Genomic DNA, 26,535 nt, shown 5'->3' with positions numbered 1-26,535 from the left:
CTGCGAAAATGAATCAATCTGACAACGAACTAGAAGAAAACAACTGAGGTTGAAAAACGCTTCTAGTTCCACTGCTCTCATCATAACCCTCCAGATGAGACAAGGAAACTCCAACTAAGCGTACCGGCCGACGCCCCCACTCCGTTTTAAGGATTAGCTCTTGGAGGTGTTCGAGAATCTGCTGGGAATTAGCTATTCCATGAGGCAGGCTTAAGGAGCGGGTGATCTGCTTGAAGTCCCCGTATTTGACTTTAAGGGTTAAGGTTTTGCCACGGACCCGCGCTTTTTCCAAACGTCGGCAAACCTCATCAACCACATGCTTAAGTCGCTCGAAGAGATCGTCTGCATCTGTGATATCTTTTGAAAACGTTGTCTCAGCCCCCAAGCTCTTGCGCTTGCGATCGGTTTCCACCGCTCTCTCATCAATACCCTGGGCTCTTAAAAACAGCCACTCACCAAAGCGTTGCCCAAACCACTCCACCAGTTTGATTTGCCCAACGGTTAACACATCTCGGCATTGATGAATCCCTTTCCTTGCGAGACGCTCTGCTGACTTTGGTCCGATTCCGGGAATCTTTTTCACCGGCATCCCTTGCATGAAAAGAAACACGTTCTCAGGTGGCACAATCGTGATTCCATCAGGCTTGCGCAAATCGGATGCGATCTTGGCAATCATTTTGTTCGGCCCTACACCGGTGGAGGCGGTGAGTTTAGTGACCTCCAAGATCCTTGCCTTCATTTCTAGAGCGATCTTAGTTGCAGTGATCCCCTGATGATGAGTCACATCAACAAAGGCTTCATCAAGGGATAGGGGTTCGACTAAAGAGCTGTAAGAATGAAACACGTCGCGAATCTGCTGCGAAACTTGACGATAGACATCAAAGCGCGAGGGTCTCAGAATTAACTGAGGGCAAAGCCTTAGGGCGCGGCTGGTGGGCATCGCACTGTGAACTCCAAAAGCCCGAGCTTCATAGCTACATGTCGAGATCACCCCGCGGCCCTCACGGCTTCCTCCCACCGCTATGGGCTTTCCCCTTAAGCTAGGGTCATCACGCACCTCGATCGAGGCGTAGAATGCATCCATGTCAATATGGATTATTTTACGCTTCGTCAGAGATGGGTGGATCTCATGATGGGGCCGCACTGACTTGCTCACCTTTTGCCTGATCGGTTGCTCGTTTCTGTGGCCGACGCTTCCACATTAGAACCATCAGCAGCAAGGGGATTCCCCAATGAGGGGCTCGGAGAATCATATCAGGAATCCCCTGTATGTCAGCAAAAATAACACGGGCCCCTGCTGTTAGTGCCCCCCAAATTGCCATATAGCCTAAAGACCATAGGGATGGCCTCATCATCACGAGCATAGCCACGACGATATCGATGAGCCCGATAGCAATCAGGGCATTGCGAGCGAAACCTTCTGTGGCTGGAAGCCATGGAAATTTCGTATTGGCGACGATAATAAAATCGATAAACTTAGGATGCATCATAAGCGCCTCAACACCGTGGACCACAAAAGTGCCCGAAATCGCAAGCCGCAGGAAGAACAGGACATCCCGACGTTTCAGGCTTTGCCCCGTGGAATCGAAGCTTAAAGACAAGCCCAGCAATAGGGGCCACATATAGCGAACCATGTGGGCACCTAGAGTGAGATTGCTTGCAAACTGCCCACCTAAAACTGTCTTAAAAAAAGCCTCAGTTATAAACACAAACCCCATTACGAGAAGAGGCCAAGCGCGCACCTCTTTCAGAGTTGCCATGGCCACTCCTAAAAGAACGATGGCTATGGCGTAGTTTAAGGCATAGGAAAAAACCTCTTCGAGTCCTGTATACAGAAACAGATAGGTCCCGACTGCGGTACCATCGAGAATCGCAATTGCTCCCAAGCCTAAGCACTGAAGCAGCACGATTAATCGAACGATGAGTTTTTGAGCTAGCATGACACCCCCGGCCCATTTTTCACTAGATAGAGTTTTTAGCATTCCTAGGAAGAATACTCGTCCCCTACAAATTGGCAAGTCATCAAAAAATAGTCCCTCATAAGTACGTACTTCCACACGGTAGTTTCTCAAGGTCTTTAAGGGGAAGGTCTGCCTTGAAGGGACAAGCTATGGCGCACTTAAGTATTCTAAAGTCAGCCACTCCTCTATTGCATTCCGATTTCGAATTTCTCAATAATGCGAAAAATTTTTCAATTGCAATCTTCACGTTTCATCATGAAGGGGTTCAAGATGTTGAGTAAGCCTTTGCGACGATGGATACTTTTTTGCCAATTATTTGGGTTGGTAGGCACCGTATGGGGCCAGTCACAAGCATTTCGGATAGCGATCGAACCCAGCCGAGTGGCTGCGCTAGGTCTCGACCAAAGCCAGCGCCTGCGGGTGATTAGCCTCCGTGACAATGGTACGAGCTATTTTTTTAGAGGCAAGGTGGAATGGCAGTCCCTAACCCCAAGTCTCGCTAGCGTCTCTAAAGATGGCTGGGTGAAAGGACTTGGCGAAGGAGATGCCAGAATCAAAGCAATAGCACCTGACCTTGGTATGGAAGCGGAATTTAGCCTGTCGGTGGTAGCTAAGCCTTTCGAAATTTACCTCCAGGCTCCAAGAAATTGGCAAAAGGCGCACATCTGGTATTGGTACTTACAAGGCGGCGCGGATATCACAGGCCGTGATCCCACGGGAGAGCCGTGGCCAGCTGCGTTCAGTCAAAGCTTGGGGGCCTGGCCTGGCCCTGCTATGGAAGCTGTTGAAGGGATGCCGGGTTGGTTTAAGGCAAAGCTGCCGCGCTTTGATAATCATCAGGAGTTTCCTGATACCCCGCTGAAACCCCAGCCAGTTAGGATGGTGTTCAGCAACCCTGATCGTGGTGAACAGACTCGTGATATGATCCATGGTAACGGCTGTTTTCTGGCCTACAATCGCTATCTAGGGGATCCATCAAATAAGGTCATTGATGGTCGTTGGGATTCGCCCAACAACTGCCCTGCATTCTTCAAGCCCCTAAGAGCTGTGGTGGAAGCACCCGGAGGGCCGATTTATGCGAGTCAGGCAACGGTAAGGATTCGTAGTCAGGGAGCTGAGAATACGCAACTCTTCTACAATCTTGAAGGCCGCTTGGCCCAAGCAACAGACCCCATGGCCTCATCGTCTCAGTCCATATCTATAGGTCCGGCAATCACTAAGCAAGGCGAAGTTGACCTCTGCCTAGCCGCCCTCACTGCTGAAAATTATGGGCACAATCGCTGCTTTCATTTTTGGGCTGGAGATCCTAGTAAGTTTAAGAAGCTGGGAGCAGTATACTCCACCAATGAAACAACATTTTCCATCTGGTCTCCTGACAGAAGCTCCGTAGAACTCTGGCTCGATGGGCGCACGATTCCAATGGGCTACATCGGTGATGCTGTTAATAAGCCAGGTATCTGGGCCGTGACTGTAGCCGGAGACTACAAGCTCAAGCCTTATAACTTTGTGATCGATGGTGTTACAGTCCGAGACCCCTACGGAACCATGGTGCAGCCAGGCACAGACTTTAATATTGTGATGAATACTAGCGGTATCGAACCAGAGGGCGGCTGGCATGGAAGCCCTCATCTCAACAAGCGGGAAGACGCGATCATCTATGAAATGAATATTCGTGATTTTACCTGGGACCCAAGTTCTGGAGTGAATCCAGACCATAGAGGGCGCTTTCTTGGAGCCGTTGAATCAGGAACTCACTTATTCAAAGGTGGGTTTCAGGAAAATCCAAGAATTTCTACCGGTATCGATCATTTGAAAGAACTTGGCATCACCCACGTTCAGCTTCTGCCAGTATTCGACTACGCTACATGCTCGGCGAAAGATCCTCAAAACTCTGATAGTTGCTATAACTGGGGCTATGACCCAGAAAACTTCAATATTCCTGAAGAACGCTATAGCCTCCGCCCCGACGACTATGAATTCCGTGTGCAAGAGTTCCAGACTATGGTCAACGAATTTCATAAAGCCGGTATCTCAGTTGTCATGGATGTTGTTTACAACCATACCTGGGTAAGGCCTTGGCGTGAAACCGACGAAGGAGAAAAAGTACTTGGCGACATCACTGGCCAATACTTTCTTCAAGATGAGGAAGGCTTTGGCTATCAGCTCACTGGCACAGGTAACACTGTCGACCCCAGCCGCAACCCCATGGTAGACCAGTTTATTTTGGACTCCCTTATTTATTGGATTGAAACCTATCACGTGGATGGCTTTCGATTTGATCTAGCCGGTGTCTTCGACCACCAGATCATCAGTCGCTGGGCTACCGCGTTACAAGAGCGATTTCCAGACAAGAAACTTCTGCTTTATGGCGAACCATGGACTGCCCTCGATGATCCGAATCCAGATCACTTCCGACTCTATCACATGCCTCAAATGTTTGACCGTCAGGGACGATTCTCCCATTTCGGGGGCTTTAATTTTCCTTTCCGGGAAGCCATCAAGGGATTTAACGACTGGGGAGGCGGCGGCGGCTTCGCATTCAATCAAATTACGAGCAGCCGAACGATCATGAACGGCCTCAGAGGGAGCATTGGTCGCAGCAACTATCTCGCCAGCGAATTCGCAATCGACCCTGCACAAACCATCAACTATGTTTCGTCCCATGATAACCTGACTCTCTATGACAAGATTAGTGCATGGGCTGTAAGCCAGGGTCGCTTTATCTCGACGGGCTATAAGGCTAGAATTTCTGCCTTCGCAAATAGTATCGTCCTGATGTCCCAGGGAGTACCGTTCATTCACAGCGGAGCGGAACTGCTTAGAAGCAAGAACGGTGTCGCCAATAGCTACCAGGCTGGAGACTTGATTAACCGTATTGATTGGAGACGGAAGGCTGAACATTGGCCCGTGTTTGACATGTATCGCCATGTCATCCACAATCGCAAGCGATTTGAAGGCCTACGCCTAGGAACTGAAGATGAGATAAACCAAGCTGTTAGGGTCTATGACCGCGGCTATGGCTTGATTGAGGTCTCGATCCGGGGGGATGGCACCTCTAGACATGAGCTGTTGATCTTACTCAACTCCGGGCCTGACAGGGATTACATCCTGCCGCCTGGCCTTTGGACAGCGGCGATTGAGCAAGGCATCTCCACCCGTGACCGCCCCGTGCAAGGAGTTATCAAAGCCGCTGGAACTGCCGTGACGCTCCTCTACCGCCCCTAACTACGTGCTATTTAGCACTAGAAAGAGAGGCTCAAATGCCTCTTTTTCTTATGATCTAAAGAAAAATATCTTCATCAAGTCCTACGAGCCTGTTATGATCGTGGTCTATCGAGCAATTCCTGCTTAAATGACACATTAAACCAGGGAGAACCATGGAAGCTCTACGGCTTACTCTCGTATGGTTGGCGCTGATTATTTGCGGGACCGCACCAGCTCAGATCATCGATCTTAGCGAACAAGAATACAAAGACAAAGTTAGGCAGTTCGAAGCACTGTTTGCATCAGCACCTGTCCAACACTTTGAAGCCCAGCCTTATCAAGATCAAGCGGTTCAGCTTGAATACAAGGCTTTCCGCCACCCCGAAGCACGGGGCTCTGTGTTCATTGTTCACGGTTATACAGGGAACTACTATAAGTACCAGGAGCTGATCTACGACCTCTACCAAAGCTCTTATTCAGTATTCATGTTTAACCAGAGAGGCCATGGCAGTTCCTATTTGCTAAAAGACCAATCCGTCTATGTAGAAGACTTTAACCACTACGTCGAAGACTTAAAGACATTTGTTGAAACGATCAGGCCACAGGCTAAGCAACCACTTTTTATTTTGGGGCATTCGGTCGGTGGCGCTGTCACCACTAGTTTTTTACAACGGTACCCCAATCTTGTGGACGGAAGTATTCTCAGCGCTCCCATGATCCGAATTAAAACCACACCGTTTCCAGAATGGCTAGCTCAGATCATGGCAAAAGTTGCTGAACTCGCTGGATTGAACACATTCCTAGCCCCTGGCCAAGAGCTTCCCAAAGACGATTGGAACTACGAAACAGCGAACACTTCATCCCGACTGCGCTTCGACTACCATCGTAGCACCTTCTTTAGGCCCGACCTGAGCAAAATGCAGCGAGGCGGTGTGACCGTAGGCTATATCAATGCAGCGTTTCAGGGGATTCGTGAGATCAACGATGATGAGCAAATCAGAAAGATGACCAAGCCCATTCTTTTGTTGCAAGCGGAGCTTGATAGCTGGGTGCAGAACGTTCCTCAAGAAGAGCTGTGCGAACGGGCTCCCCAATGCGAGCTGGTATCAATTCCAAGCTCTAAGCATGAGATATTTCTGGAAGCTGAGTCGATTCGTAACCTCTATCTTAATCGTATTTTGAGTTTCCTTCATGAGCAAACTCTGATCTAGCTGATTGAAAAGCATAAGAGAGTGATTACCCCAAATGAGTTTCTATCGACGAGACGTCAAATGAGATCATAAACACACTTCGCCAGGAGCGCGATCAAAACCACCTGAAAAACAGGCCGAACGACTTTCTCAGCGTTATTCAAAACCATCCCGCTGCCCAGGTAGTTGCCGATCATAGCAGCAATTAGGGCCACACCCACCACAGGCCAGTAGATGCGCCCCTCATATAGAAAGACAAAAAAGGCAGAAAGATTTGAGATATAGTTGATAATTCGTCCATTGGCACTAGCCTGGCGATAGTCCATATTTACAAAGAGGACAAAAGCTATTAACAAAAAAGTTCCCGTGCCAGGACCAAATAGCCCATCATAGCCACCTATGACAAAACCAATCACAGCGGCCTTGATAGCCAGGGTTCGATCGAAACCCTTAACGCCTTCGGAAGCCTTGGCTCGGATATCAATTTTTCGCTGGATTAGAAGAATCGCTGGAATGACCACAAGAAGGATTCCCGTCATCATGGAACGAGAGAGATACTTCGAAAGGCTTGCCCCGATGTAGGAACCCAGCATCGATAGCACAATGGCACCGGCCATCAGCTTCCAGAGGATTGCCTTGTTTTTTGCAAATCGAAAAACAGCGATGCTAGTCCCGGTTGTACTAACCGTTTTATTAGTCCCCAGCACGAGATCTGGGGGAACACCAAGAGCCAGGTAAGTAGGAATCGTAATCATCCCACCGCCCCCCGCAATGGAATCCACGAAGCCAGCAAAACCGATGAGAGCGAACATAACGCCAAGTTCAAGAAACGAAAGCTCCAATCTGTGGCTCCTTTGTACATTGGTCAAGATCGGCATTCTTTAGCAGCTTTTTTGTGGATTTGCGATAGCTAGTGTGCCTATGTCGCGATTCCCTATCAATCTCTGAGAGCCCTACAAGCCTTTAATAGCAAGGTTTCCAAGCCTTGACCCCGGCAGGGCGTGATCACTAGCTCAAAACGTTGTATAATGATTGCTATCAAGCCAATCCTACCTAGACGACCTAATGGACACTTCAACTATGGCTTGTCTTAGATTTCAGATGTTTGTAGGTTGGTAAGATCGCCAGCAAAAATGGCGAGTTTAGTCGTAATGCCACAACTAAAGAGCGTGACATGAAGCATAGTTTACAGATTATCAGCCCATTCCTATTATTGACCCACTTTTCCTGCACTTCCCAGCTCGATAGTCAGCCGATGGAGCCCTTTTTAGAGAAGCCTCAAGAGTTGCACGGTGACGAGCCCGAAGTTGTCCCCGATGAGATCGATGAAGTGATTGAATCCACCGTTGAGAAACCAAGGACAGAGCCTCCTCCCCCCATTGGCACCGAAAAAGATGAAATTAATGAGTCATTGGAGCAAGGCATTCCGCTAGAGATCAACGCCGAAGTTCAGCGTTGGATCGAAGTCTTTACGGGCAGCCACCGGGATATGTTTCAGCGCTATCTTAATCGCGGGGAACGTTTTAAACCTATGATCATAACTACACTGCGCGACCAGGGAGTTCCCACCGAACTCTACTACCTAGCAATGATCGAAAGTGGATTCAGCACTCACGCTTACTCCCATGCCAAGGCTTTAGGCCTTTGGCAGTTTATTGCTGGAACTGGCAAACGCTACGGTCTCCGCATTGATCGCTACGTGGACGAACGCCGCGATCCAATTCGTGCCACCATTTCAGCATCCATGTATCTGAATGATCTAAATAATGTCTTCGACTCTTGGTACCTGGCAATGGCAGCTTACAATGCAGGGGAGCTAAGAATTTTGCGGGCTATTATGAAAGCGAAGACGAGGGACTTTTGGCAGCTTGCCCGAGGCAACTACCTCCCTGATGAAACCATGAACTATATCCCTAAATTCCTAGCGGCGCTAACTATTGGTAGCAACCCCGAAAAATATGGGTTTACTATCGAACCAGCCACAGATATTCCACCACTCGTCAGCGTCAAGGTCCCGTCTCCAGTCAAGCTTGACCAAATAGCTAAACTAAGCGGCGTGTCGCTAAAAGAGCTTAAAGAAAACAACCCTCATATCCGACGCAACATGACCCCCCCAGGCCTTAAAGAATACCGCCTTTGGGTTCCTGAATACGAGCGCGCGCAAGTGCTAGCCGTCCAAGATGGGCTCAAGACTCACCGACTCAAAATATCATCTTCTCAACGCAAGGTGGCAAGACGCTATCATCGCGTGAGACGGGGCGAAACCTTGGCATCCATCTCTCGACGCTACGGTCTTACAATCAGACAATTGAAGGCACGAAACGGTCTCCGCTCAAACCGTATCTATGCAGGGAGCCGACTTATCATTCGTGACAGCAAAAGTACTGAACGATATCGAGTCCGTCGCGGTGATAACTTAAATCTTATTGCACGAAAGTTTAATACCAGTGTCCGAAATATCAAACGTCTGAATAATCTAAAGTCGACCCGCATCTATGCTGGTCAGATACTTAAAGTTAGACCTAGGGGCTGACATGAAAGTAAAGTTGACCGAAATCCCAATCTTTAAGTATGTTGATCAAGACCTCGCTCATCATTTGAACGAATGCTCACAGCTCATCGTGAAGGATCAGGGTCAACCTATCTTACTTCGGGATGAGCCAACTCCTGGCTTATTCATCCTAGTGGCCGGTAAAGTTGATATATTTGTCGGCAATGATAAAGAGCCCACATTCCAGTTTCCCGAAGGTGAAGTCTTTGGTGAAATGTCGTTGATCGATCAAGCCAAGGCTTCGGCAACCATTCGAGCTGCAGTGGATCAAACAAAGCTTATTTTTGTGCACAAGGAAAAATTCGAAGCTCGGCTTAAACAAGACTCCGCTCTTGCGAGCGGCTTCTACAAAGGAGCTGCGGCAGTCCTCACCAAGAGAATGCGCCTCGCCAATGGCAAACTAGCCACCGAGATGGCCCAGCTTGATTCCTTTCAAGAGGACGGCTCATCATTGATCCAAATTCTAAATCAGCTTTCCGAGCATTGCCACAAGGCATTAGCCAGTCATCGGCAGAATAGCCAAGCCAGCGCGCGGCTAGTGAAAATGCTGGCTGAAGGATCTGACGAAAGTCGGGAACTCGCAGCAGGACAGACAGCTCATGGAGCCTCGCTAACAAAGATGAGTGAACTTCTCGATCAGTTGGTACAGGTTAGCCGACAAGCTCATACCCCAAAGGCTAGCTAGGCATTGCGGTGTCTTCACTATTCACCATCCAGCCAGAAAACCCCTCTAAAAATGCCTTAAAAGCGGGAATTTCCTGATCGGGGAACCGATAGCGCTCCGAGTTTTCTAGAACCTTGTAAAAGCATGCTAGCCAAACTTGGCGATGTGATTCAGTAATCTTAAAAGGCAAATGACGCATACGCATCCGAGGGGGGCCGTACGTTTGGTGATAGAGAGGTGGCCCACCAAGTAAGCCAATAAAGAATAAGGCGGACTTAGCCGCAGCTTGCTCTAGCTCTTGCGGAAACATTGGTGCGATCTCAGATGAGCCTAGCAACTTGTAAAAGTCTTTTAGCATCAGCTGGATACTCTGCTCCCCCATTTGGTCGTACACTCGGGGCGGTGAAGGGGAGGCTCCGGGACCTCCTGGTGGGATATGAAGCGGGTCATTTTTGGAGCGGAAAAAATCTTTCTTCTGTTTCATAAAATCATTCCCGCGATACATGCTGTCATAAAGGCAGCAAGGGTACCGCCGATCATTGCCTTCAGTCCATGGCGTGCGAAGTCTTTCTTGCGTCCTGGCTCGATCGCCCCGATACCACCCACCTGAATGGCAATCGACGAAAAGTTTGCGAATCCACAAAGAGCATAGGTTGTGATGGTGATGGCTCTTTCCGAAAGCTGGCCAACTTTATCGCCGTTGATATATTCTCCGAGCTGAATGAATGATAAAAATTCGTTTACGACAACCTTTGTACCGAGCATCTGACCGACGATAAAGCTCTCTTCCCAGCTAATCCCCATAAAGAATGCTAGAGGTTGAAAAATAAATCCCAGCAGGATTTCAAGACTGATGGTCCAGCCAAATAAGTTTCCAATCTCTCCGAGACCAACATTGATAAGCTTGACTAGGGAAATGAAGGCGATCAGCATGGCACCGACATTTAAAGCAAGTTTTAAGCCTTCAGCAGCTCCCTTGCAAGCAGCTTCGAAAACGTTCACTTCGTCTTTTTCAAGGGTAATACGAACTGTTCCTAACGTGGGTGAGATTTCCGTTTCTGGAAACATAATCTTAGCAAGAACAATAGCTGCTGGAGCTGACATGATCGAAGCAGCAAGCAAATGACCAGCGGACACCCCAAAGCCTACGTAGGCTGCAAGGACTCCACCGGCAACCGTCGCCATGCCACCAGTCATCATCACCATAATCTCGGACTGGGTCATAGATTTGAGATACGGCTTGATGAATAACGGAGCTTCTGTTTGACCAATAAAAACGTTGGCAGCTGTGACAAGAGATTCGGCACCGGAAATATTCATGACTTTTTTCATAACCCAAGCCAAGCCTTCCACCACCTTCTGCATCACGCCGAGATAGAACAGAATATAAGATAGAGTCGATGCGAATATGATTGTTGGCAAAACTTTGAAGGCAAAAAAGTGATCTTTGTAGGACGCTCCAAAAAGAAATTCCGCTCCCGCGTCGGACATTTCGATAATTGCTGTGACCAGGTCTTTCGACCAAATGAAAAACGACTTTCCAAAACCTGTTTTCATGATAACGAAGGCTAGGACGAACTGAAGAGCAATACCACCGCCGATGACTCGAAAATCCATCTTCTTGCGATTGCTTGATAGCGACCATGCGATCCCCATCATCACAAAGAGGCCTAAAAAGCTCATGAATCGTTCCATTGACTAGCTCCGAAGCAGTATGAAGGACTCGTTAAGATACCCTGGTCCCCGGTGAAGTCAAGGCCTAGATTTTTTTGGCAGGCTCAGGTCAAAGCGATGAGTAAAAAATCAATGATCATAGTATCTTTGATTCTTCCAACCCAGTTTTATCGTGTCAATATGAATAAGATCGATTTCCTCATCCCGTTGCTGTCCTGCATGGCGAAGGATCAGTTTTGCCTGTGGAGCAAATGAGACCGATGAGACGTTCCCATCCCAGTCCTTAAACTTCATTGAGGGTGCTCGCCAAAGGCTCCAAAAGCTGCGGGGAGCTTTAACCTTAAGGAATTGGACATCCCCACGTTGCAGTGCAGCCTTGCCCTGCTGCTCGATTTTGAAGCCCAAGATATCGCCCCAATAGCGCCGACCGCCGTGGAGAACAAGCTCATCCCAGGTGGGAAGTTGACCCAAAAGAGAGATCAGGCCTGAAAAGTCCCAAGATCCCTTGGAGCGCTTTTGCCAAAACTTCTTTTTTGGAGCATCGCAGCGGGCTACAATCTGCTGCTCTAGGTCTTCGAGTCGCACGATGGATTTTAGAGAGCTTAGCTTGCGCCCTAGCTGGACATTTGGATTGCTCAAAACCAAGAGAGAATGAATACGGCTTTTTGGAATCACCAAGCCCCTTTGTTTGAGCCAAGTTTGCAAGGCTGCTTCCCGTTCTTCCATAAGGGGCAAGGGGTTCTTCAAGGATTTATCGTGATCGCGACGGGTCTGGAGCCATGTCTGGCCTTGGGCATTCAGATTTCCTCCCCAGTGTTTTACCTCTAGAGCCAGTACTCCGTAGGCGCTAACGACGAGCAAATCAATCTCTAGCTTGCCCTTGCCTTTGGCCTTAGGAACTCTCACTGACTCCAAAACCGTCGACTGACAGGAAAGCTTGCGGAGTGCCTTTCGGGCTGAAGCCAGGGCCATGGCTTCTCCAGTTTCTCCGGCAATACGATCGACTTCTGGCGCAAACGTTTCTCTTGCTAGCTTTAATAGGTTCCATTGACTCAATATCATTTTATCTCCGCGTTCGGACAAGGTCTCGGGGGGAAACTTGCAAGGGCTAAACCTGAGGAAGGGGCTGAATTATTGGCACTTTTTAGAAGAAAAGTGCCTAAACTTTAATCAGCTGTTTATCGGCTTCTTTTTGGAGCAGGCATCCGAGCTATGGGTCGGTTTGCTGGTTTTCGCAACAAAGACATAGAGACAAGAGCCTTACCTTTGCCAAATCCTAGCCCCAAGATGGCCGTTGCCCCTTGGTGGCGACGCCGAAGCCGACGGCAGGCTTGCATAGTGCCATATTTTCGATGACGGACACGAATCAGGTGCCTGCCTAAGGCGGGTGATTCATCGAGACGGATCGTTTTTTTTGCATGTCTAAAAGTCATAACGGCTCCTTCAAACGATAGGAAACATCTTTACATTATCGCTTGAATTTCCGGGTCATGCTAACCAAATTTGGTTGCGTGACCCGGAACTACAGTTCTCTACTTGGGGAGTCTCTGTCCTAATAAGCCATCGTAACTTGGCGAAGCTAAGCTGAGGAATCGAAACTAGCTGAATTATCATAGTTAGTTAAACCAGGGAATTACTGGACATGCCTAGCGAAGTGGGGCGATAATTTGAAATGTTCGGCCAGGGAAACTATGAGGACTTTTTCGAGTCATCTTCCCCAAATAGTGCGTCCAAAAGGATGGATTTGGTTCGTTCCTCCCCGTCAAGATTTTCACTGTCTTGCTCGGAAGGGGCCTCGTGGCCTTCTCTGTTAGCGTCATTTTCTTCCTGTAAGCTTTGGCTCTCAGCGGTTCTAGACGATGGCTCGTCGGCCTGCTCTGGATGAGACCCATCGTCGCCTTCGACAACGTCTTCTGCGGCCAACGCCAAGTTGTTTTTCACATTGCGAGTTTCTTCAAGATCTTCGAGATAGATAGCTATGGCTTCTTTGCGCTGTTTAATCTGGGATTCGTACGTTTCGATCTCAGTATCCAAGGTTTGAATCTTGCTCTCTAACTTTGACTCTTTTTCATCAGCATCTGCGATAATTTGTGACACATTGATGTTGGTTGATTCAAGAGTTTCCTTGATCACTGCTGCTAAAATACGCATGTCCCCCTTGGGTAGCTTTCTCATCAAAGCGATGGCTTCATTGATACCGTACTTTGGGGCCTGCGCAGCGACTTGGGTTCGGGCAAGTGACTTCTTTCTTTGCGGAGGTGGCACTACTGGAGAGCCTGCTACTGACTCTCCATCTGGCCGAGGCACCGGGGGTGGCATCGCCGATCCCGCCGCTGATGGCTCACTCCGATGGCGTTCCGCTTGAATCCTCTGCGACATCGTCGGAGGCTTCTTGGTTTTATTTTGCTCAGACAAGCTCCACTCCTCGTCATTCACCGGAATTTTCTAATTATCTATCGGCAGCCATCGCCAGGGATTGCGGACCAAATTGCTAGCTAGCCAATAATACTGTACTTAATTTTATAAGAAGGTCTCCTAACGACATCAGCCATTTAGGCTAACTTGTAAATTCGACATCCATGGGATATAGCAATCCATTGGAGTTTTTAGGACATTTGGAGCTGTAGACCCCGTGCAAACACTGGAAGAAAAAAAAACTGAGCTGACTGCTAAATTAAAGCAAATTCCCAACAAAGACGAACGATTAAAGTTCATCATTGAGCAGGGAAAGGCCATGCCTCCTATGGCTGATAAATTTAAGATTGACCAATTCCTAGTGAAAGGTTGCATATCTAAAGCTTGGCTTTTTCCGCAGCTTAAAGACGGTCGCATCCTGTTTCATGCAGACTCAGAAGCGATGATCGTAAAAGGCATCATCGCCATACTCTTGCAAGTCTACAGCGAAGCCACACCCGAAGAAGTGCTCCAGGAAGATGGCAGCTTTCTCGCAGACGTGGGTGTCACCGAACATCTGTCCATGAATCGGCGCAACGGCCTTGCCAACGTACTCAAGATGATTCAGGCCTACGCCACAGCGTTCAAGGCGCAAAGTTAAGGAGAAGCAGATGAACCAGATACCTTGGACCTTAGATTCGTGGCGGTCCAAACCTATCAAGCAACAACCCAATTATGATTCCCAGGATGAGCTGAATGAGGTCCTTGGCCAGATCAAGTCACTACCACCCCTTGTGTTTGTGGGTGAGATAGAAGCCTTAAAGAATAATATGGCCCAAGCAGGGCGCGGGGAGTGCTTTATCCTGCAAGGGGGAGACTGTGCCGAGCGTTTTCAAGACTGCAACGAGCTGTCAATCACTGCCAAACTGAAAATACTCCTCCAAATGTCCGTTGTACTTTGCTATGGAGCTAAAAAACCCATCGTTCGGATTGGGCGAATTGCAGGTCAGTATGCAAAACCCCGTTCGAACCCCACTGAGGTTGTGGACGGCAAGGAAGTTCCTGTCTACCGCGGCGATATTATCAACTCGTTTGAAGCCCACGGAGATGCCCGTAAGCCTGATCCTAGCCGCATCTTGCAGGCATTCTATCGCTCAACAGCCACCCTCAACTACATCCGTGCTCTTACCAAGGGTGGATTCGCTGATCTCCATCATCCCCAAAATTGGGACCTGGACTTCGTCAACAAAGCCCCGAAGCGCCAGGAATATGAGCAGATTGTATCCAGTATCCAGGACGCGATCACTTTCATGGAGTCGCTTGGAGCGAAGGAAGATAAGCTTCACTCCGTTGAGTTTTATACCTCTCACGAAGGCCTACTGCTCCCCATGGAAGAGGCCTTGACCCAATACGTTGAAGAATACAATGGATGGTACAACCTAGGCGCTCACATGCTATGGATTGGCGATCGTACCCGCCAGCTTGATGGAGCCCACATTGAGTATTTCCGTGGCATTCGCAACCCCGTGGGCCTTAAAGTTGGCCCTAGTGCTGATCCTCGTGAGATTATCCAGATCGTACAGGCCTTGAATCCAAGTAACGAAGAGGGCAAGGTCACCCTGATCACTCGCTATGGTGAAGGCAAGGTTCAGGAGCACCTGCCGAAGATGATCGATGCCATCACCGAGTCTAAGCTTAATGTCTTGTGGAGTGCAGACCCGATGCACGGTAATGCAAGCAAGACAGACGATGGGGTAAAGACACGAAACTTCGATAGCATCCTCTCTGAGGTGAACGATTCTTTTGAAGTTCATAGTGGTAAGCCTAGCAACCTGGCTGGGATTCACTTCGAGCTGACAGGAGAAGACGTCACAGAATGCATTGGTGGCACGGCTGGGATCGGAGTCAAAGACTTAGATCAGAAGTATGAAACATACTGCGATCCGCGACTTAACTATAGCCAATCGTTGGAGATGGCGTTTTTGATTTCCAAGATGCTTGGCAAAGGAAAAACCCCCTAATAAGCAGCAAGTTCACCTTGAGGCAGGCGAGCCGCCTCAGGGAACGAACTATCTTAGAACGACTGCATCAAAACTGGTAAGACCCCAAGCGGAGTCACCGGAGTCACGTTTTTCGACACATCGATAAAGTCCTCTTGAATCTTTAGTCTCTCTCGCAAGGCTTCATTGTACTGAAACTGCACCTGATCCTTCACTTGCCACTCAAACTGCTCAAGAATGATCCAAGCAAAAAGGCTTAGAAGGCCTAAAGTCTGGCCAGACTTATACACCCCAGGCTCATCAATTCCATAGCCAACGGCGGTGACAGCAAAAAAGCCCGCACTTGTATAGAAAGCATAATCCCCAGCCCTGTCATAGGACTCAATCTCATCGAGATCCTGCCTCAAAGTAGGGACCAAGTCTTCAATCGTAGGGCGTAGGGACTTCAAACTGTAGCCATCAACTTCTTTCGCTGATCCAAGCAGATAGAAATAAGTGCCATCGACTCCTGCCCAATCTGCAATCTCATACTTTTGGAAGATTTTTTGCCTTTGCTCTTCACTCGCGTCTGAGTTTGGCTTCGGCACCACGCCCATGGTCCAAGGTTTTGAAGTACTTGCGCAAGAGGATATGAGTAAAACAAAAGCAAGGAGGAATGGGTGCCCCATGAGAATACTCCAGAAGGATATGAACCTGGTATCTGAAACATTATTTCAGAAGCTGTGAATCTTTCATATCTGGCTAAGCTACGCCTACCAGTCTATCATGCTCGAAAGGCTCCATCCTAATTTATTCGCCTCGCCTTTGAATGCGGCTGACCGTTCACGATCATGGGCTTCTTAGAAGATCTCAGCAGTGAAAATCCAAGCGATTTAGGGCTTCTCCCCCTGAGATGTTCGTTAGTGTATCTCCGTGTTACAGGAGATGGTGCGACAAGATTATAAGATCGATGTTCTCTTAGGCTTATACAACCGTGAACCCACGGATCAACTCAGCCTGTAAAAACAAATAAAATAGTGCTGCAAGACAATTAAAGAGCTAAGCGATTAATAAATTTCAGCTTATTGGCCTGGGATTCGCTCATTAACCTCGGTTACAGGATTGCATCAGTTGAATGTTGACGACACAACATGAAGGAGTGGGTATGAAACTCAATCATCTCATAGTTCCCGGAGCAGCGGCCTTACTTTTTATAGGCTGCAATCAGACGCCACCGCAGCCGAACTATAACACTACAAGAAGAGTTAGCGACCAGATATCGAATCCTGTGAACAACCCAAATGGTCAAGTGAGCCCAGGGTCTCCACAGCAGGGAGGTATCATAGCGGAAATAGTCAATTATCAAGAACCCACACCATATTCCTACCCAGCTGGCTACAACGATCCCACTCTTGCACCCAACAAACACCTTTTAGTATGGACAACCAATCCAGCCCAAGAGGCAACGATTTCCTGGAGCCTTCCCGATTTAATTGCAAATACGCAACATAATGTCTACTTAAGTGAGCAGCAACGGAACGGCAGTCAATTGAACCTCTATGAGATGAAGGTCCCGGCACAGGAATCGGGAATGGACCAAGCTTGTAACAGTCAACTTCCCATATTCCAAAGCCGCGTGACTGGCTTGAAGCCCAATACAACCTATTTCTATGTGATCGAAAGCAATGGCCAGCAATCTCAAGAAATGCATTTCGTCACAGCACCGGCGAACTCCACAACTTCCTTCAAGTTGTTTTCGGGGGGTGACTCTCGATCCGATCCAGGCCAACGAGTGGTCATGAATCGGCAGATCAGCTCGCTACTTAGCCAAGACTCAAGCTATCTGGCATTGATTCATGGCGGCGACTTCATTGAATCTGGCTCTAACTGCGAGCAATGGTCCACGTGGCTAGACAACCACCAGTCGACGATGACAAGCAAAGGTAGAGTGCTACCGGTGGTCGCAACCTTTGGCAACCACGAATCTGGTGGAGAAGCTCAGTTCACCGCTCTCTTTGGCGACCCGCTGGGAGGGGAAAAATTCTACTTCAATACCAAGATAGGATCACTTGATCTCATTATCCTTAATTCGGAAATTTCAGTCGAAGGAACCCAACGCCAGTGGTTAACGACAACCATGAACTCTTTGGCTAAGCAAGCGACTTTCATTATCGCCGGCTACCATCGCCCTGCCTGGCCGGCCGAGAAGTCACCTGGAAGCACGACATCTTGGATTCCTATCTTTGAACAAAACCAAGTGGATTTAGTATTTGAATCAGATGGCCACGTTCTGAAACAAACCTGCCCTATTTTCAACAATGCGTGCAACCCCGAAAGAGGGATTGTCTACGTGGGAGAAGGCGGTTTGGGCGTTGCTCAACGAGGAGCATCACAGAGTGGCCAATGGTACTTTGAGGGAGGCTATGCCATCGGGCAACACCACATTCAATCCTTAAGTTTTCAAATGAATAGCGCCACGCCACAGATTGAATACAAGGTTTACTATGACAACACGTCACACTACCCACTGACTCTAAGAAAGAGAAATCGATAACCAAACCCTGAGAGGTAAGCTCGTTGGATAGCATCATACGTAAAAACAAACAAAATCAGATTGTCATACTCTGCAAAGTTATCCTTCTGTTCCAAATTGCAGGCATGTTCTCTCAAATCTGGAATTATGGCTCTAAGTTTTCATCCAACCTTTGGTACTACTTAGGGCTCGACTCAGACCTAGCGAAGTATGTCGACAAGGGCGCCATGGGTATCATCCTAGGTTTGACTCTCCTTGGATTTGTCTACGAAAAACGATGGATTTATTCCGCCATAGCCGCTTGGGTGTTTTTCCTGGCATGCAATGCATTCTACCATGGAGGCAGCTTTGGGGCCGTCTACAGCCCCTTCGCGCATGGAGTCAGATACGGATTACCGTTATCTCTGGCAATCTATCTGGGACATAAGGAGTCTCGGTTTGAGCACTTGCTTATAGGATTGAGATGGGGAGTCGCCATCACCTTTATTGCTCACGGGATAGAAGCCATCTACCTAAACCCCAAGTTCATCGACTTTCTGATTCGAATTCCAAGAACTTATCTTGATATTGAGGTTAGCCAGGGGCTGGCGGAAAGCCTCCTCATACCGATTGGAGTGATCGACATTTTCCTCGGTGTGGTGATCCTTCGGCAAGAGAACAAGTATGTCTTAGCATACATGGCTTTCTGGGGCTTACTGACGGCCACTGTAAGGCTGATGTTTTCCCCAAGCCATGGTTTTGACCCAATGCTTATCAGAGCCGCCAATGGCTTAGTACCAATTGCAATCCTCATGGCTGCCTTAGCTCGCACCCTAAGCAAAGGCTCGGACGAAGGAAACCTTGAGCCTACTCCCGTACCAGGCACCAGAAAAGCCGCTGTATAGGCTCATTGCCCAGATCAAAAAAGCCCCACCTTACGGCAGGGCTTTCATACTGGTAGCTTGATTAAGCGCTTAGTAATTCACAAACTGGCCCAAGAAATCCTTGGAGGTGCTTGAGTGGATATCGATATAAAGAGATCGTGCTCGGCCAAAGCTATTGCCACCGCCAGAGGTTACACCAGCTAACTCTCCATCAATGAATAGTGGTCCACCTGAATCGCCACTGCTAGACGAGGCATCACTTCCATCTCCATTGGTGGTTTCAGTTTGTCCCGTGAACTGAATGAAGCCTCCGGAAACGCTACTAACTGTGTTGTAGCCAATACGCTTGATTCCAGCGCTACTGCCATCCTGTAGATCGTTCGTCTGATTCAGGCCATAGCCGACAATGGTAAACTCATCTCCAGACCGTGCTGACCCAGCAGTGAGGTCACTGACCGCACGCGCTGTTCCTTTGGGAAAGTAAACCACTCCAAGATCGTATCGGTTAACATTGCGGCCGTTGCTATCCCACAACGGATTGCGGTAAATTTTTGTCGATTGTGCGACCAACTTGGCTTTGCCTTCAGCAGCATCTTCGATTTCAATGATGCCCAGAGTTAGGTCGACTTCACCGGTTCTGGTGTTCACATCACCGCTCATGGAGCAGTGAGCTGCCGTCAATACGATCTCTTCTGTGATAAATGTTCCCGTACAGATCGAACCTGCTTGATCATAAAGCAAGACCACCGACGGAAATGTTGTTTCGGGAATTTCAATGCCGTTTGCTACTTTTACGTCGGACGACGTGTCCGTGCCGCAGTTGCTAAGCCCTAAGCCAAGGCCTAAGGATAGAGAAAATACCTTTGCGAATTGACGTAGATTTGTCATGGATGACTCCCTTTTCTGAAACCCATTATCGACTGAGAAATACTTATATTTCCAAGTCTTTTTGATGAATAACCTAAGACCAAGCTTAAGCAAGTCCCCCAATCGCGTCTATAGAAAATCCCTAAGATTTCTTGTGAAAGCGGAAATAATTGGCCAGCCAACCAACAGAAATGTAGGGATGTGCTTGATGGCATGCTAAATGCTTCTCGTAGTAAAGTTGTTGAAGCTCAATATGCGCGAAAAATGCTCAGGTGATACGGAATGGATGGCAGACTCACAAATTTTTACCTTGAAGTCACATGTTTATCAGAAAACATACCTGCAAACCTAGATCCTGCGCGAAATGTAATGTTTCAAGCTATGAAAACCATTACCTGTTTAAAGTTTTATCAACTGGCGATACATGAGCGTCGATAAGAATTTTACGCAAGAATGTTAGGTGAGGGGAATCAAATGAAAGACTTTGGTAAGATTTTAGCTCTTATGCTTGGGCTGGGCTTACACTCCTGTGCTGATGAGTCCAGCTTCTCTGGGAGCAACGGGTCACAGCTCGATCAAGCTGAGCCTGTGGTGGACTTAGATGCTACACCGGAGCCACCTCCAGAAGACATTCCGGTGGATCCAATTGAGGTTATAGAATCTGTTGAACTCCTCGACTATCAACTCGAAGCAAAAAACTTTGCTTATGGTCAGCCAGATACGGCGATCGATTATGTTTTTGTAATCGATAACTCCGTATCCATGGGTTCTATTTTGAACCTCGTCCAGCAGGGCTTCAGCTCGCTGGTAGCAGACAATGTTTTTCCACCTAATTCTCAGGTAGCAGTCATGTCAACTATGATCGGCGACCCAAACAATTTTAATATGACCAACTCTCTTCTCTCAGCTTATACCGGGATGGAATACGAGCCAGGCTTCTTAGACTTTGTTTATCAAGGAGCTATCCAAAACTATCGAGACCTTGTTCCAGGCCAGGCGGGCAAGTGGGCTATGGATGGTTGCAACAATCGATGGTTCAAGCCCAACGAGAAGAACGCAGCGGGAAACTACTGTTTGATCGCCGCGACCCAATCAACGTTTTCAGCTCTGGGCGGCGAGCCTGGGATTACAGCTTACGAACACCTCATGCTTAAAAATGCTGGCCAGCAAACGTTTCGGACCAACGCAATCGTTAATATTATATACGTGTCCGATACCCACGATCCCGGCTTTAATCGCCAGGAGTTGATCGATAACCGGAAAAACTTTAATCAGCTGGATCAGCTAACCCGTGCATCTAATCAAATCCAAGGTTTGAAGTTTCATGCCATGGCACCTGCTTCCAGATGCAGTGGTGAAAACTTGTATGATCTTTCCTACTACACTCTAGTAGACGCAGCCAAAGGCCAAAAGGCCGATTCGTGTGTGACGGCTGACTACACCGAGTTCTTAAAGAAGATGGTGGAATCTAGTCAAGTTGCAGAGCCCAGGTTTGTTCTGAACAAGCCCATCCGCGATGTTCTTAAAGTGAAAGTCAATGGCACTGAAACAAAAGACTACGAAATTCACGAAGACAAACAAAGCATCATTATATCTGGCCTTGACCCTAAGGTACCTGTCACCGTAGATGTGATCTATAGCACACCGAACTCAGCTCCGGAAGAAACAGGAGCGGACTATGAGGATCAAGGCGAAGAGCAGGACTAGTCTGGTGCCATGGGCAGATCGGGGAGCTTTCGATCGTCATCAACGTCGAAGTCGCCCTCATCCACTGCTTCACTAGGCTTTGGAGGCCTTGGGTTCAAGTCCTTGCAATCGCTATAGCCCCAGTCTTCTACCAAGCCTTCTTTATTGATATCCAAGTTCGCTACGCAGATTTTTTTAATCAGCTCGCCAGAAAGTGGCTCTTCGTCCACGCTCATCACGCTTTCGTATTTCACAGACTGGCCGTTGGATTTTGGGAGTTTGTAGTCTGGCTCGCCCCACTGCGTCATAATATATTCTAGAGACATATCGGTGAGCCCTAGGATTTCCTCGCGATAAGCAGATCCCGAGGAGGTCGCACAGGCCCCGCAGATCATCCAGAGCATTAAGTACCCTTTTCCCGACATGGAGACTCCAAAAGTGGTTTTAATCTGGAACGATGGTAGTATTTTACTGAATCCGATCGATTTTATCATCAATCAACAAAGGTTGTCCTTATGAAGCTTATGATTTGCCTGTTCGTAGTTTTACTGACACCTCTTGGCATAGCCCAAGGCCTTGAAGACTACAATCCCAAAATGGCTAAAAAGATGGTTACAGAGCAAGGGGCACTTCTCCTTGACGTAAGGAGCGACCGCGAATATAAGTCAGGCTCATTGCCCGGCGCTAAGCATCTTCCCCATCACGATATTCGTCATCGCGCCGATCAAATATTGAAGTGGCAAGGGGGAGACAAAAGCAAACCCATAGTGGTTTTCTGTGCTGTGGGAGGACGGGCCAACCGAGCGAAGGCTGAGCTAGTCAGGTTAGGCTTCTCTCAAGTGACTAACATGGGTGGTTTGAAGGACTGGCCCAAATAGGAGTTTCGAACTTGAATCAACGTCATCTCATTGCAACGATTTTTGGCAGCATTCTGAGCGGCTGTGTCAGCACTAACCCAACGCTGCACCCTGCGGATAAGCCTCTTGGCACCGTGCAAACCCTCGCTTTTGGTTCATGTAACGACCAAAACAGGCCCCAACCTTTATGGCAACCCATCAAAGCCATTAAGCCTGACTTGTGGATCTGGGCCGGTGATATGGTTTATGCAGATACCGACCAGAAAAAAGAGTGGCAGGCTGCTTACAGCAAGCAACTTGAAAATCCTGGTTACCAGTCATTGGTGAGTCAGGTGCCGGTGATTGGAGTGTGGGACGACCACGACTTTGCATTAAATGATTCCGACCGAACCGCAAAAAACAAATCGACGTCTCAAGAAGTCACCCTCGACTTTCTCAATGAACCGGATGAGTCACCGCGCAGGCAGCGAAACGGGATTTACCAAGACTACCACTTTACTTCAACTTTAGGCCCAGTGCATATCTACCTCCTCGACACGCGGTATCACAAAGATCCTTGGGGGCCCGAACAAGGAAATATTCTGGGTGAACAGCAATGGCAATGGCTAGACGAAAGCCTCCAACAGCACTCCAAGGGGATCCACCTTTTCGTAAGTAGCATCCAGCTAGTGCCACAAGACCACCCGTGGGAGTCTTGGAATCGCTTTGCCAACGAACGATCCAAGTTCCTAGACTTGATCAAGAAGCATAGGCTTCAGATTCCCATTGTTCTCAGTGGCGATCGGCACATCGCCGAACTATCACACATTCCCGGCGAAGAGCTTGAGAACCAACATGGGCTTTGGGAAATAACGTCCAGCGGCCTAACCCATAGCTATATTGCCTTTGAGTCAGAACGAAACCGCTACCGAGTGGGGACGGTATTCGCAGAATTGAATTTTGGGAGCTTAGTTTTCGATGCAGAGACCAAATCAATCACATTGAGAATACACGATCATCAAAGCCAGGTCGTTCGAAGTGCAAGCATCAGCTTAGAAAAGGGATCGTAGAAGGTCAAAAGGGGCTGCCAAAGCCCCGAAGACTACTTTAGTGATGATCGTCTCCATGATGGCTTACCGCCTCAGTTCCGCAGAACGTATATTCATGACGCTTGCACTCTGGAGATGCGGCGCTATTTAATGCAAACACGGCTACGATTGACCCAACAATCGCTACAAGCATTACCGGAATAATCACACGATCCCATTTTTCGACATACTGTTTAGCATCAAATTGTCCTGCCATCGCATCCTCTTTTGGAAAAATCAAACAATGAACCTGTTGGTATACTGTATTTTTCCTTCATATTCTAGAGGCAAACAGCATGAGATACCACGGCAATTAAATCTACATATTTGTAGCTTTTTGTCGGTTCCCACTCCTTAGGCTCTTCGATACTCTTGCCATCAGCCACTCCGCATCGAAAAGCCCCGAACCAAGAGCTGAATCGACATACTTCCAACCTACGGAATTGTCCTCTAAAAACCATAAAACTACAAAATTGTATGATTTTACTAATATCTACATCCGTCGAGGAGACTTAATAAGCCAGTTAAACCACCAATAATATTGGAATAAAAAAATATATTAAAGATTGGCACAAAATCTGCTTTTCCTCGATCGATTCCAAGTATGGTATCCGAATTCTCAGTTAAAAGGAACAAGCCTATGACCAGTTATCAAACCGAAGCCATCCGCTACAAAGCCGAGTATATTTGGGTTGACGGTACGGAGCCTACCCCTTTGCTTCGTTCAAAGACAAAAATCTTAGAAGCCGGTCAAGAGCCACCACTATGGGGCTTCGATGGCTCTTCCACGAATCAAGCGCCTGGAGACTCCTCAGACTGTGTTCTGAAACCGGTCTATGTTTGCCACGACCCGATTCGGGGCGGCGACAACAAGCTAGTGGTCTGCGAAGTGCTGACAGTCGACATGGAAGTTCACCCCTCCAACACTCGCGCCAAATGCGCAGCGACAGCAGAAGAATACTCCGCACAAAAACCACTATTCGGGCTTGAGCAAGAATACACACTTTTCGACGGCAACAAGCCTCTAGGCTGGCCGGATCAAGGCTTTCCTGGCCCACAAGGCCCATACTATTGCAGCGTCGGTGCCAACAATGTGGCAGGAAGAAAACTCGTTGAGGAGCACCTTGACGCGTGTCTTGCAGCTGGACTTGCAGTATCAGGAATCAACGCGGAAGTGATGCCTGGCCAATGGGAATTCCAAGTAGGCCCGGTAGGCCCCCTTGAAGTTTCCGACCAACTCATCATCGCTCGATGGCTGCTCGACCGGATCGCCGAAGAGCATGGAGTCTCAGTAAGCTTCGCGTCGAAGCCTGTAAAAGGTGACTGGAACGGCGCAGGATGCCATACCAACTTCTCTACCAACGCCATGCGCGAATCGTTTGACAAGTGTGTCGAGGCCTGCGAGGCACTTGGCGAAAAAGCAGATCTCCACATTGCAAATTACGGTGCTGGCATTGAGGATCGACTCACTGGTCTCCATGAGACCTGCTCCTACAAGGAGTTCAAATACGGAGTTTCCGATCGTGGTGCTTCAATCCGTATTCCCTGGCAAGTTAAGCAGGATGGCAAGGGCTACATCGAAGATCGTCGACCAAACGCGAACTGTGATCCCTACAAGGTGACTCAGCTCATCACTGAGACAGTTTGCTCGAAAATCGGCTAGTCCTAGCGATTCTCACCAATGGTTATCGAGTCTTGGCTACCTAGCAACTAGGCAGCCAAGCCTTTGATATCATGTATCTTTAAGACCTTTTTCCTTTTTGCCTAAATATATTTTTAGAATCTACCGAATAGTCACTGCACATACGTCTATTTCGGGGGCATTCATGGAGTTATTTCGGCTTTCTGCAGGCTTTGCTATCCTTTTGTCAATTATCTCATGTAACTCCGAGCCAAAGAGCTACCGCACCGAATCAGCGGGCGGATCTGCGACGTCCGCGAGCCAAACATCAAGCTCCAATGCCACCGCAGCTCTCAACCCCCAATGCCAATCATCACGGTCGGCCCTCACTTTGGCTGGTCAACAAGGGTTTGGAATTGTTCAGGGTACTGTGGCTCGCAACGAAGACCCGGTTACCGCTTCCACGGTCAAAGTATACCTACCAGGGGGCCATTGTACGGGCACTCTTATTGGGCCAAATCAAATCGTCACTGCCGCTCACTGCTTCGAGTCAGGCAGCGACGCGACACAGCTTAAATTTTTGACCAGCGCCAACTCTGTAAAAATTGGAATGGGTGTTAACGGACAGGTTCTACAGAATGTGGCCGTTGAGTCCTTCGTCGTTCACCCCTGCTACGAAGGCATCCTTGGTGATGCGGAAACTGGCCGGTATTTGGAGAGAGTGTACTACGACGTGGGCTTGATCACCTTTAGCGGCACTCTTCCCACCGAATTTGCGCCAGTGAACATCGCGACCCCAGCGGAGCTTCAATCCCAGCCAAGAGTAACCATCGCTGGATATGGTGCCTATAGCCAAAATGACAGAAACGTTCGCCCTCTGACCCAGGTCGACACCTTTATCGAAGAGATCAATGCCCTTCAAGAGATTCAACTTGAAGTCAATGGCAAGGGAGCTTGTTTTGGCGACTCTGGAGGCCCCACTTATATTGCCGATAGCAGTGGCAACCTAAAACTCGTGGGATCGACCACAGGCCCAGGACGAGCCTCTGACTACAGCTGCGAAGACGGCAGCGGAACCATGATGGATATAACCAGTTATCGCGGCTGGATCAAGTGCTCCCTCGAAGCGATGAACGAGCCGCTTGACTACCTCGATTTTGACGACAGTGCTCAATTTTGCAAAGACAACGCGATCATTAATTGACGTCCTCCCGCCACTAAACCGCTGATGCGGCTATAATGCGGGATTCCTGGGCCACTTCAGGACACCAGCGATTCACGCCCGAATCGGAGAATGTTCAGTGCAGCATTTACATCACGATCATGGACCGCTCCACAACTGCTGCACACCCACTCTCTCACCCCAAGATCTTTCACACCTTTCGGTGCGCTATCTGGAATCTCTTCACAGCTAGAACAGATTT

Annotated in this window: 26 protein-coding genes; 13 read left to right on the top strand and 13 right to left on the bottom strand. The window is 48.4% G+C overall.

The features are described 5' to 3' along the window. Window positions 1-13: 13 nt before the first annotated feature. A complete protein-coding gene (gene dinB / locus B9N89_RS13160) occupies window positions 14-1,144 on the bottom strand; it encodes a DNA polymerase IV (RefSeq protein ID WP_268808759.1) in 1,131 nt (376 codons plus the stop codon). Continuing rightward, entirely contained in the window at window positions 1,128-2,057 is a 930-nt protein-coding gene (locus tag B9N89_RS13155) for a hypothetical protein (protein ID WP_132319476.1), read from the bottom strand. Before B9N89_RS13155 ends, dinB begins: the two co-directional genes overlap by 17 nt. 174 nt (window positions 2,058-2,231) lie before the next feature. Between B9N89_RS13155 and B9N89_RS13150 the strand changes: the two genes are divergently transcribed. Beyond that, a complete protein-coding gene (locus B9N89_RS13150; RefSeq protein ID WP_159455356.1) occupies window positions 2,232-5,186 on the top strand; it encodes an alpha-amylase family glycosyl hydrolase in 2,955 nt (984 codons plus the stop codon). A gap of 152 nt (window positions 5,187-5,338) precedes the next feature. Then, on the top strand, window positions 5,339-6,376 hold the full coding sequence (locus B9N89_RS13145; protein WP_132319480.1) for an alpha/beta fold hydrolase: 1,038 nt from the start codon (window positions 5,339-5,341) through the stop codon (window positions 6,374-6,376). Between the two features lie 56 nt (window positions 6,377-6,432). Here B9N89_RS13145 and B9N89_RS13140 read toward each other — a convergent pair whose 3' ends face one another. Beyond that, a complete protein-coding gene (locus B9N89_RS13140; protein WP_159455355.1) occupies window positions 6,433-7,197 on the bottom strand; it encodes a TSUP family transporter in 765 nt (254 codons plus the stop codon). A 332-nt stretch (window positions 7,198-7,529) separates the two neighbouring features. On the opposite strand from B9N89_RS13140, the gene B9N89_RS13135 reads away from it, so the two are divergent. Further along, entirely contained in the window at window positions 7,530-8,888 is a 1,359-nt protein-coding gene (locus tag B9N89_RS13135; protein WP_132319484.1) for a LysM peptidoglycan-binding domain-containing protein, read from the top strand. Between the two features lies 1 nt (window position 8,889). Continuing rightward, the gene (locus tag B9N89_RS13130) at window positions 8,890-9,591 is read left to right on the top strand and encodes a Crp/Fnr family transcriptional regulator (RefSeq protein ID WP_159455354.1); all 702 of its coding nucleotides are present in this window, start codon (window positions 8,890-8,892) and stop codon (window positions 9,589-9,591) included. Here the strand turns inward: B9N89_RS13130 and B9N89_RS13125 are convergent. From B9N89_RS13125 to B9N89_RS13105, 5 genes are all read right to left on the bottom strand, one after another. Continuing rightward, window positions 9,584-10,054 carry a globin domain-containing protein gene (locus B9N89_RS13125; RefSeq protein ID WP_132319488.1) on the bottom strand — a complete coding sequence of 157 codons (471 nt, stop codon included), beginning with the start codon at window positions 10,052-10,054 and terminating at the stop codon, window positions 9,584-9,586. The genes B9N89_RS13130 and B9N89_RS13125 overlap by 8 nt on opposite strands. Beyond that, complete coding sequence (locus tag B9N89_RS13120) at window positions 10,051-11,265, bottom strand: NupC/NupG family nucleoside CNT transporter (RefSeq protein WP_132319490.1); 1,215 nt, start codon at window positions 11,263-11,265, stop codon at window positions 10,051-10,053. Before B9N89_RS13120 ends, B9N89_RS13125 begins: the two co-directional genes overlap by 4 nt. 108 nt (window positions 11,266-11,373) lie before the next feature. After that, a complete protein-coding gene (locus tag B9N89_RS13115; protein WP_132319492.1) occupies window positions 11,374-12,306 on the bottom strand; it encodes a nuclease-related domain-containing protein in 933 nt (310 codons plus the stop codon). Between the two features lie 116 nt (window positions 12,307-12,422). Next, the gene (locus B9N89_RS13110) at window positions 12,423-12,677 is read right to left on the bottom strand and encodes a hypothetical protein (RefSeq protein ID WP_132319494.1); all 255 of its coding nucleotides are present in this window, start codon (window positions 12,675-12,677) and stop codon (window positions 12,423-12,425) included. 256 nt (window positions 12,678-12,933) lie between these two features. Further along, complete coding sequence (locus tag B9N89_RS13105; protein ID WP_132319496.1) at window positions 12,934-13,659, bottom strand: hypothetical protein; 726 nt, start codon at window positions 13,657-13,659, stop codon at window positions 12,934-12,936. 217 nt (window positions 13,660-13,876) lie between these two features. On the opposite strand from B9N89_RS13105, the gene B9N89_RS13100 reads away from it, so the two are divergent. Both B9N89_RS13100 and B9N89_RS13095 read left to right on the top strand, forming a co-directional pair. After that, window positions 13,877-14,299 carry a SufE family protein gene (locus B9N89_RS13100; RefSeq protein WP_159455353.1) on the top strand — a complete coding sequence of 141 codons (423 nt, stop codon included), beginning with the start codon at window positions 13,877-13,879 and terminating at the stop codon, window positions 14,297-14,299. A 10-nt stretch (window positions 14,300-14,309) separates the two neighbouring features. Next, window positions 14,310-15,659: a class II 3-deoxy-7-phosphoheptulonate synthase gene (locus B9N89_RS13095; RefSeq protein WP_132319500.1), complete on the top strand. Its 1,350-nt coding sequence runs from the start codon at window positions 14,310-14,312 to the stop codon at window positions 15,657-15,659. A gap of 53 nt (window positions 15,660-15,712) precedes the next feature. Here the strand turns inward: B9N89_RS13095 and B9N89_RS13090 are convergent, their stop codons facing one another. Beyond that, on the bottom strand, window positions 15,713-16,306 hold the full coding sequence (locus B9N89_RS13090; protein ID WP_132319502.1) for a hypothetical protein: 594 nt from the start codon (window positions 16,304-16,306) through the stop codon (window positions 15,713-15,715). Between the two features lie 476 nt (window positions 16,307-16,782). Here B9N89_RS13090 and B9N89_RS13085 point away from each other — a divergent pair, with 476 nt between their 5' ends. Then, complete coding sequence (locus tag B9N89_RS13085; RefSeq protein ID WP_159455352.1) at window positions 16,783-18,171, top strand: purple acid phosphatase family protein; 1,389 nt, start codon at window positions 16,783-16,785, stop codon at window positions 18,169-18,171. A 23-nt stretch (window positions 18,172-18,194) separates the two neighbouring features. Further along, complete coding sequence (locus tag B9N89_RS13080) at window positions 18,195-19,034, top strand: hypothetical protein (RefSeq protein WP_132319506.1); 840 nt, start codon at window positions 18,195-18,197, stop codon at window positions 19,032-19,034. Between the two features lie 69 nt (window positions 19,035-19,103). Here B9N89_RS13080 and B9N89_RS13075 read toward each other — a convergent pair whose 3' ends face one another. Beyond that, on the bottom strand, window positions 19,104-19,901 hold the full coding sequence (locus B9N89_RS13075) for a trypsin-like serine protease (protein ID WP_132319508.1): 798 nt from the start codon (window positions 19,899-19,901) through the stop codon (window positions 19,104-19,106). Window positions 19,902-20,354: 453 nt separating this feature from the next. Here B9N89_RS13075 and B9N89_RS13070 point away from each other — a divergent pair, with 453 nt between their 5' ends. Continuing rightward, the gene (locus B9N89_RS13070; protein WP_132319510.1) at window positions 20,355-21,587 is read left to right on the top strand and encodes a hypothetical protein; all 1,233 of its coding nucleotides are present in this window, start codon (window positions 20,355-20,357) and stop codon (window positions 21,585-21,587) included. On the opposite strand, the gene B9N89_RS13065 is transcribed toward B9N89_RS13070, so the two are convergent. Further along, the gene (locus B9N89_RS13065; RefSeq protein WP_132319512.1) at window positions 21,584-21,991 is read right to left on the bottom strand and encodes a hypothetical protein; all 408 of its coding nucleotides are present in this window, start codon (window positions 21,989-21,991) and stop codon (window positions 21,584-21,586) included. The two genes, B9N89_RS13070 and B9N89_RS13065, sit on opposite strands and share 4 nt — an antisense overlap. Before the next feature lie 90 nt (window positions 21,992-22,081). On the opposite strand from B9N89_RS13065, the gene B9N89_RS13060 reads away from it, so the two are divergent. Next, complete coding sequence (locus B9N89_RS13060; protein WP_132319514.1) at window positions 22,082-22,444, top strand: rhodanese-like domain-containing protein; 363 nt, start codon at window positions 22,082-22,084, stop codon at window positions 22,442-22,444. An 11-nt stretch (window positions 22,445-22,455) separates the two neighbouring features. Next, complete coding sequence (locus B9N89_RS13055) at window positions 22,456-23,472, top strand: alkaline phosphatase D family protein (RefSeq protein ID WP_132319516.1); 1,017 nt, start codon at window positions 22,456-22,458, stop codon at window positions 23,470-23,472. Window positions 23,473-23,509: 37 nt separating this feature from the next. Here B9N89_RS13055 and B9N89_RS13050 read toward each other — a convergent pair whose 3' ends face one another. Next, the gene (locus B9N89_RS13050; protein WP_132319518.1) at window positions 23,510-23,707 is read right to left on the bottom strand and encodes a hypothetical protein; all 198 of its coding nucleotides are present in this window, start codon (window positions 23,705-23,707) and stop codon (window positions 23,510-23,512) included. Between the two features lie 447 nt (window positions 23,708-24,154). Between B9N89_RS13050 and glnII the strand changes: the two genes are divergently transcribed. Continuing rightward, window positions 24,155-25,153 carry a glutamine synthetase GlnII gene (gene glnII, locus B9N89_RS13045; protein WP_132319540.1) on the top strand — a complete coding sequence of 333 codons (999 nt, stop codon included), beginning with the start codon at window positions 24,155-24,157 and terminating at the stop codon, window positions 25,151-25,153. Window positions 25,154-25,316: 163 nt separating this feature from the next. Then, window positions 25,317-26,315 carry a S1 family peptidase gene (locus tag B9N89_RS13040; protein WP_132319520.1) on the top strand — a complete coding sequence of 333 codons (999 nt, stop codon included), beginning with the start codon at window positions 25,317-25,319 and terminating at the stop codon, window positions 26,313-26,315. Between the two features lie 56 nt (window positions 26,316-26,371). Here B9N89_RS13040 and B9N89_RS32170 read toward each other — a convergent pair. Then, window positions 26,372-26,535 (bottom strand): zinc ribbon domain-containing protein (locus B9N89_RS32170; protein ID WP_143478181.1); only part of this gene is annotated, 164 nt, incomplete at its 5' end.

The organism is Pseudobacteriovorax antillogorgiicola (assembly GCF_900177345.1).
GTDB classification, from domain to species: Bacteria; Bdellovibrionota_B; Oligoflexia; order Oligoflexales; family Oligoflexaceae; genus Pseudobacteriovorax; species Pseudobacteriovorax antillogorgiicola.
This window is presented reverse-complemented; position numbering and strand designations above follow the sequence as displayed.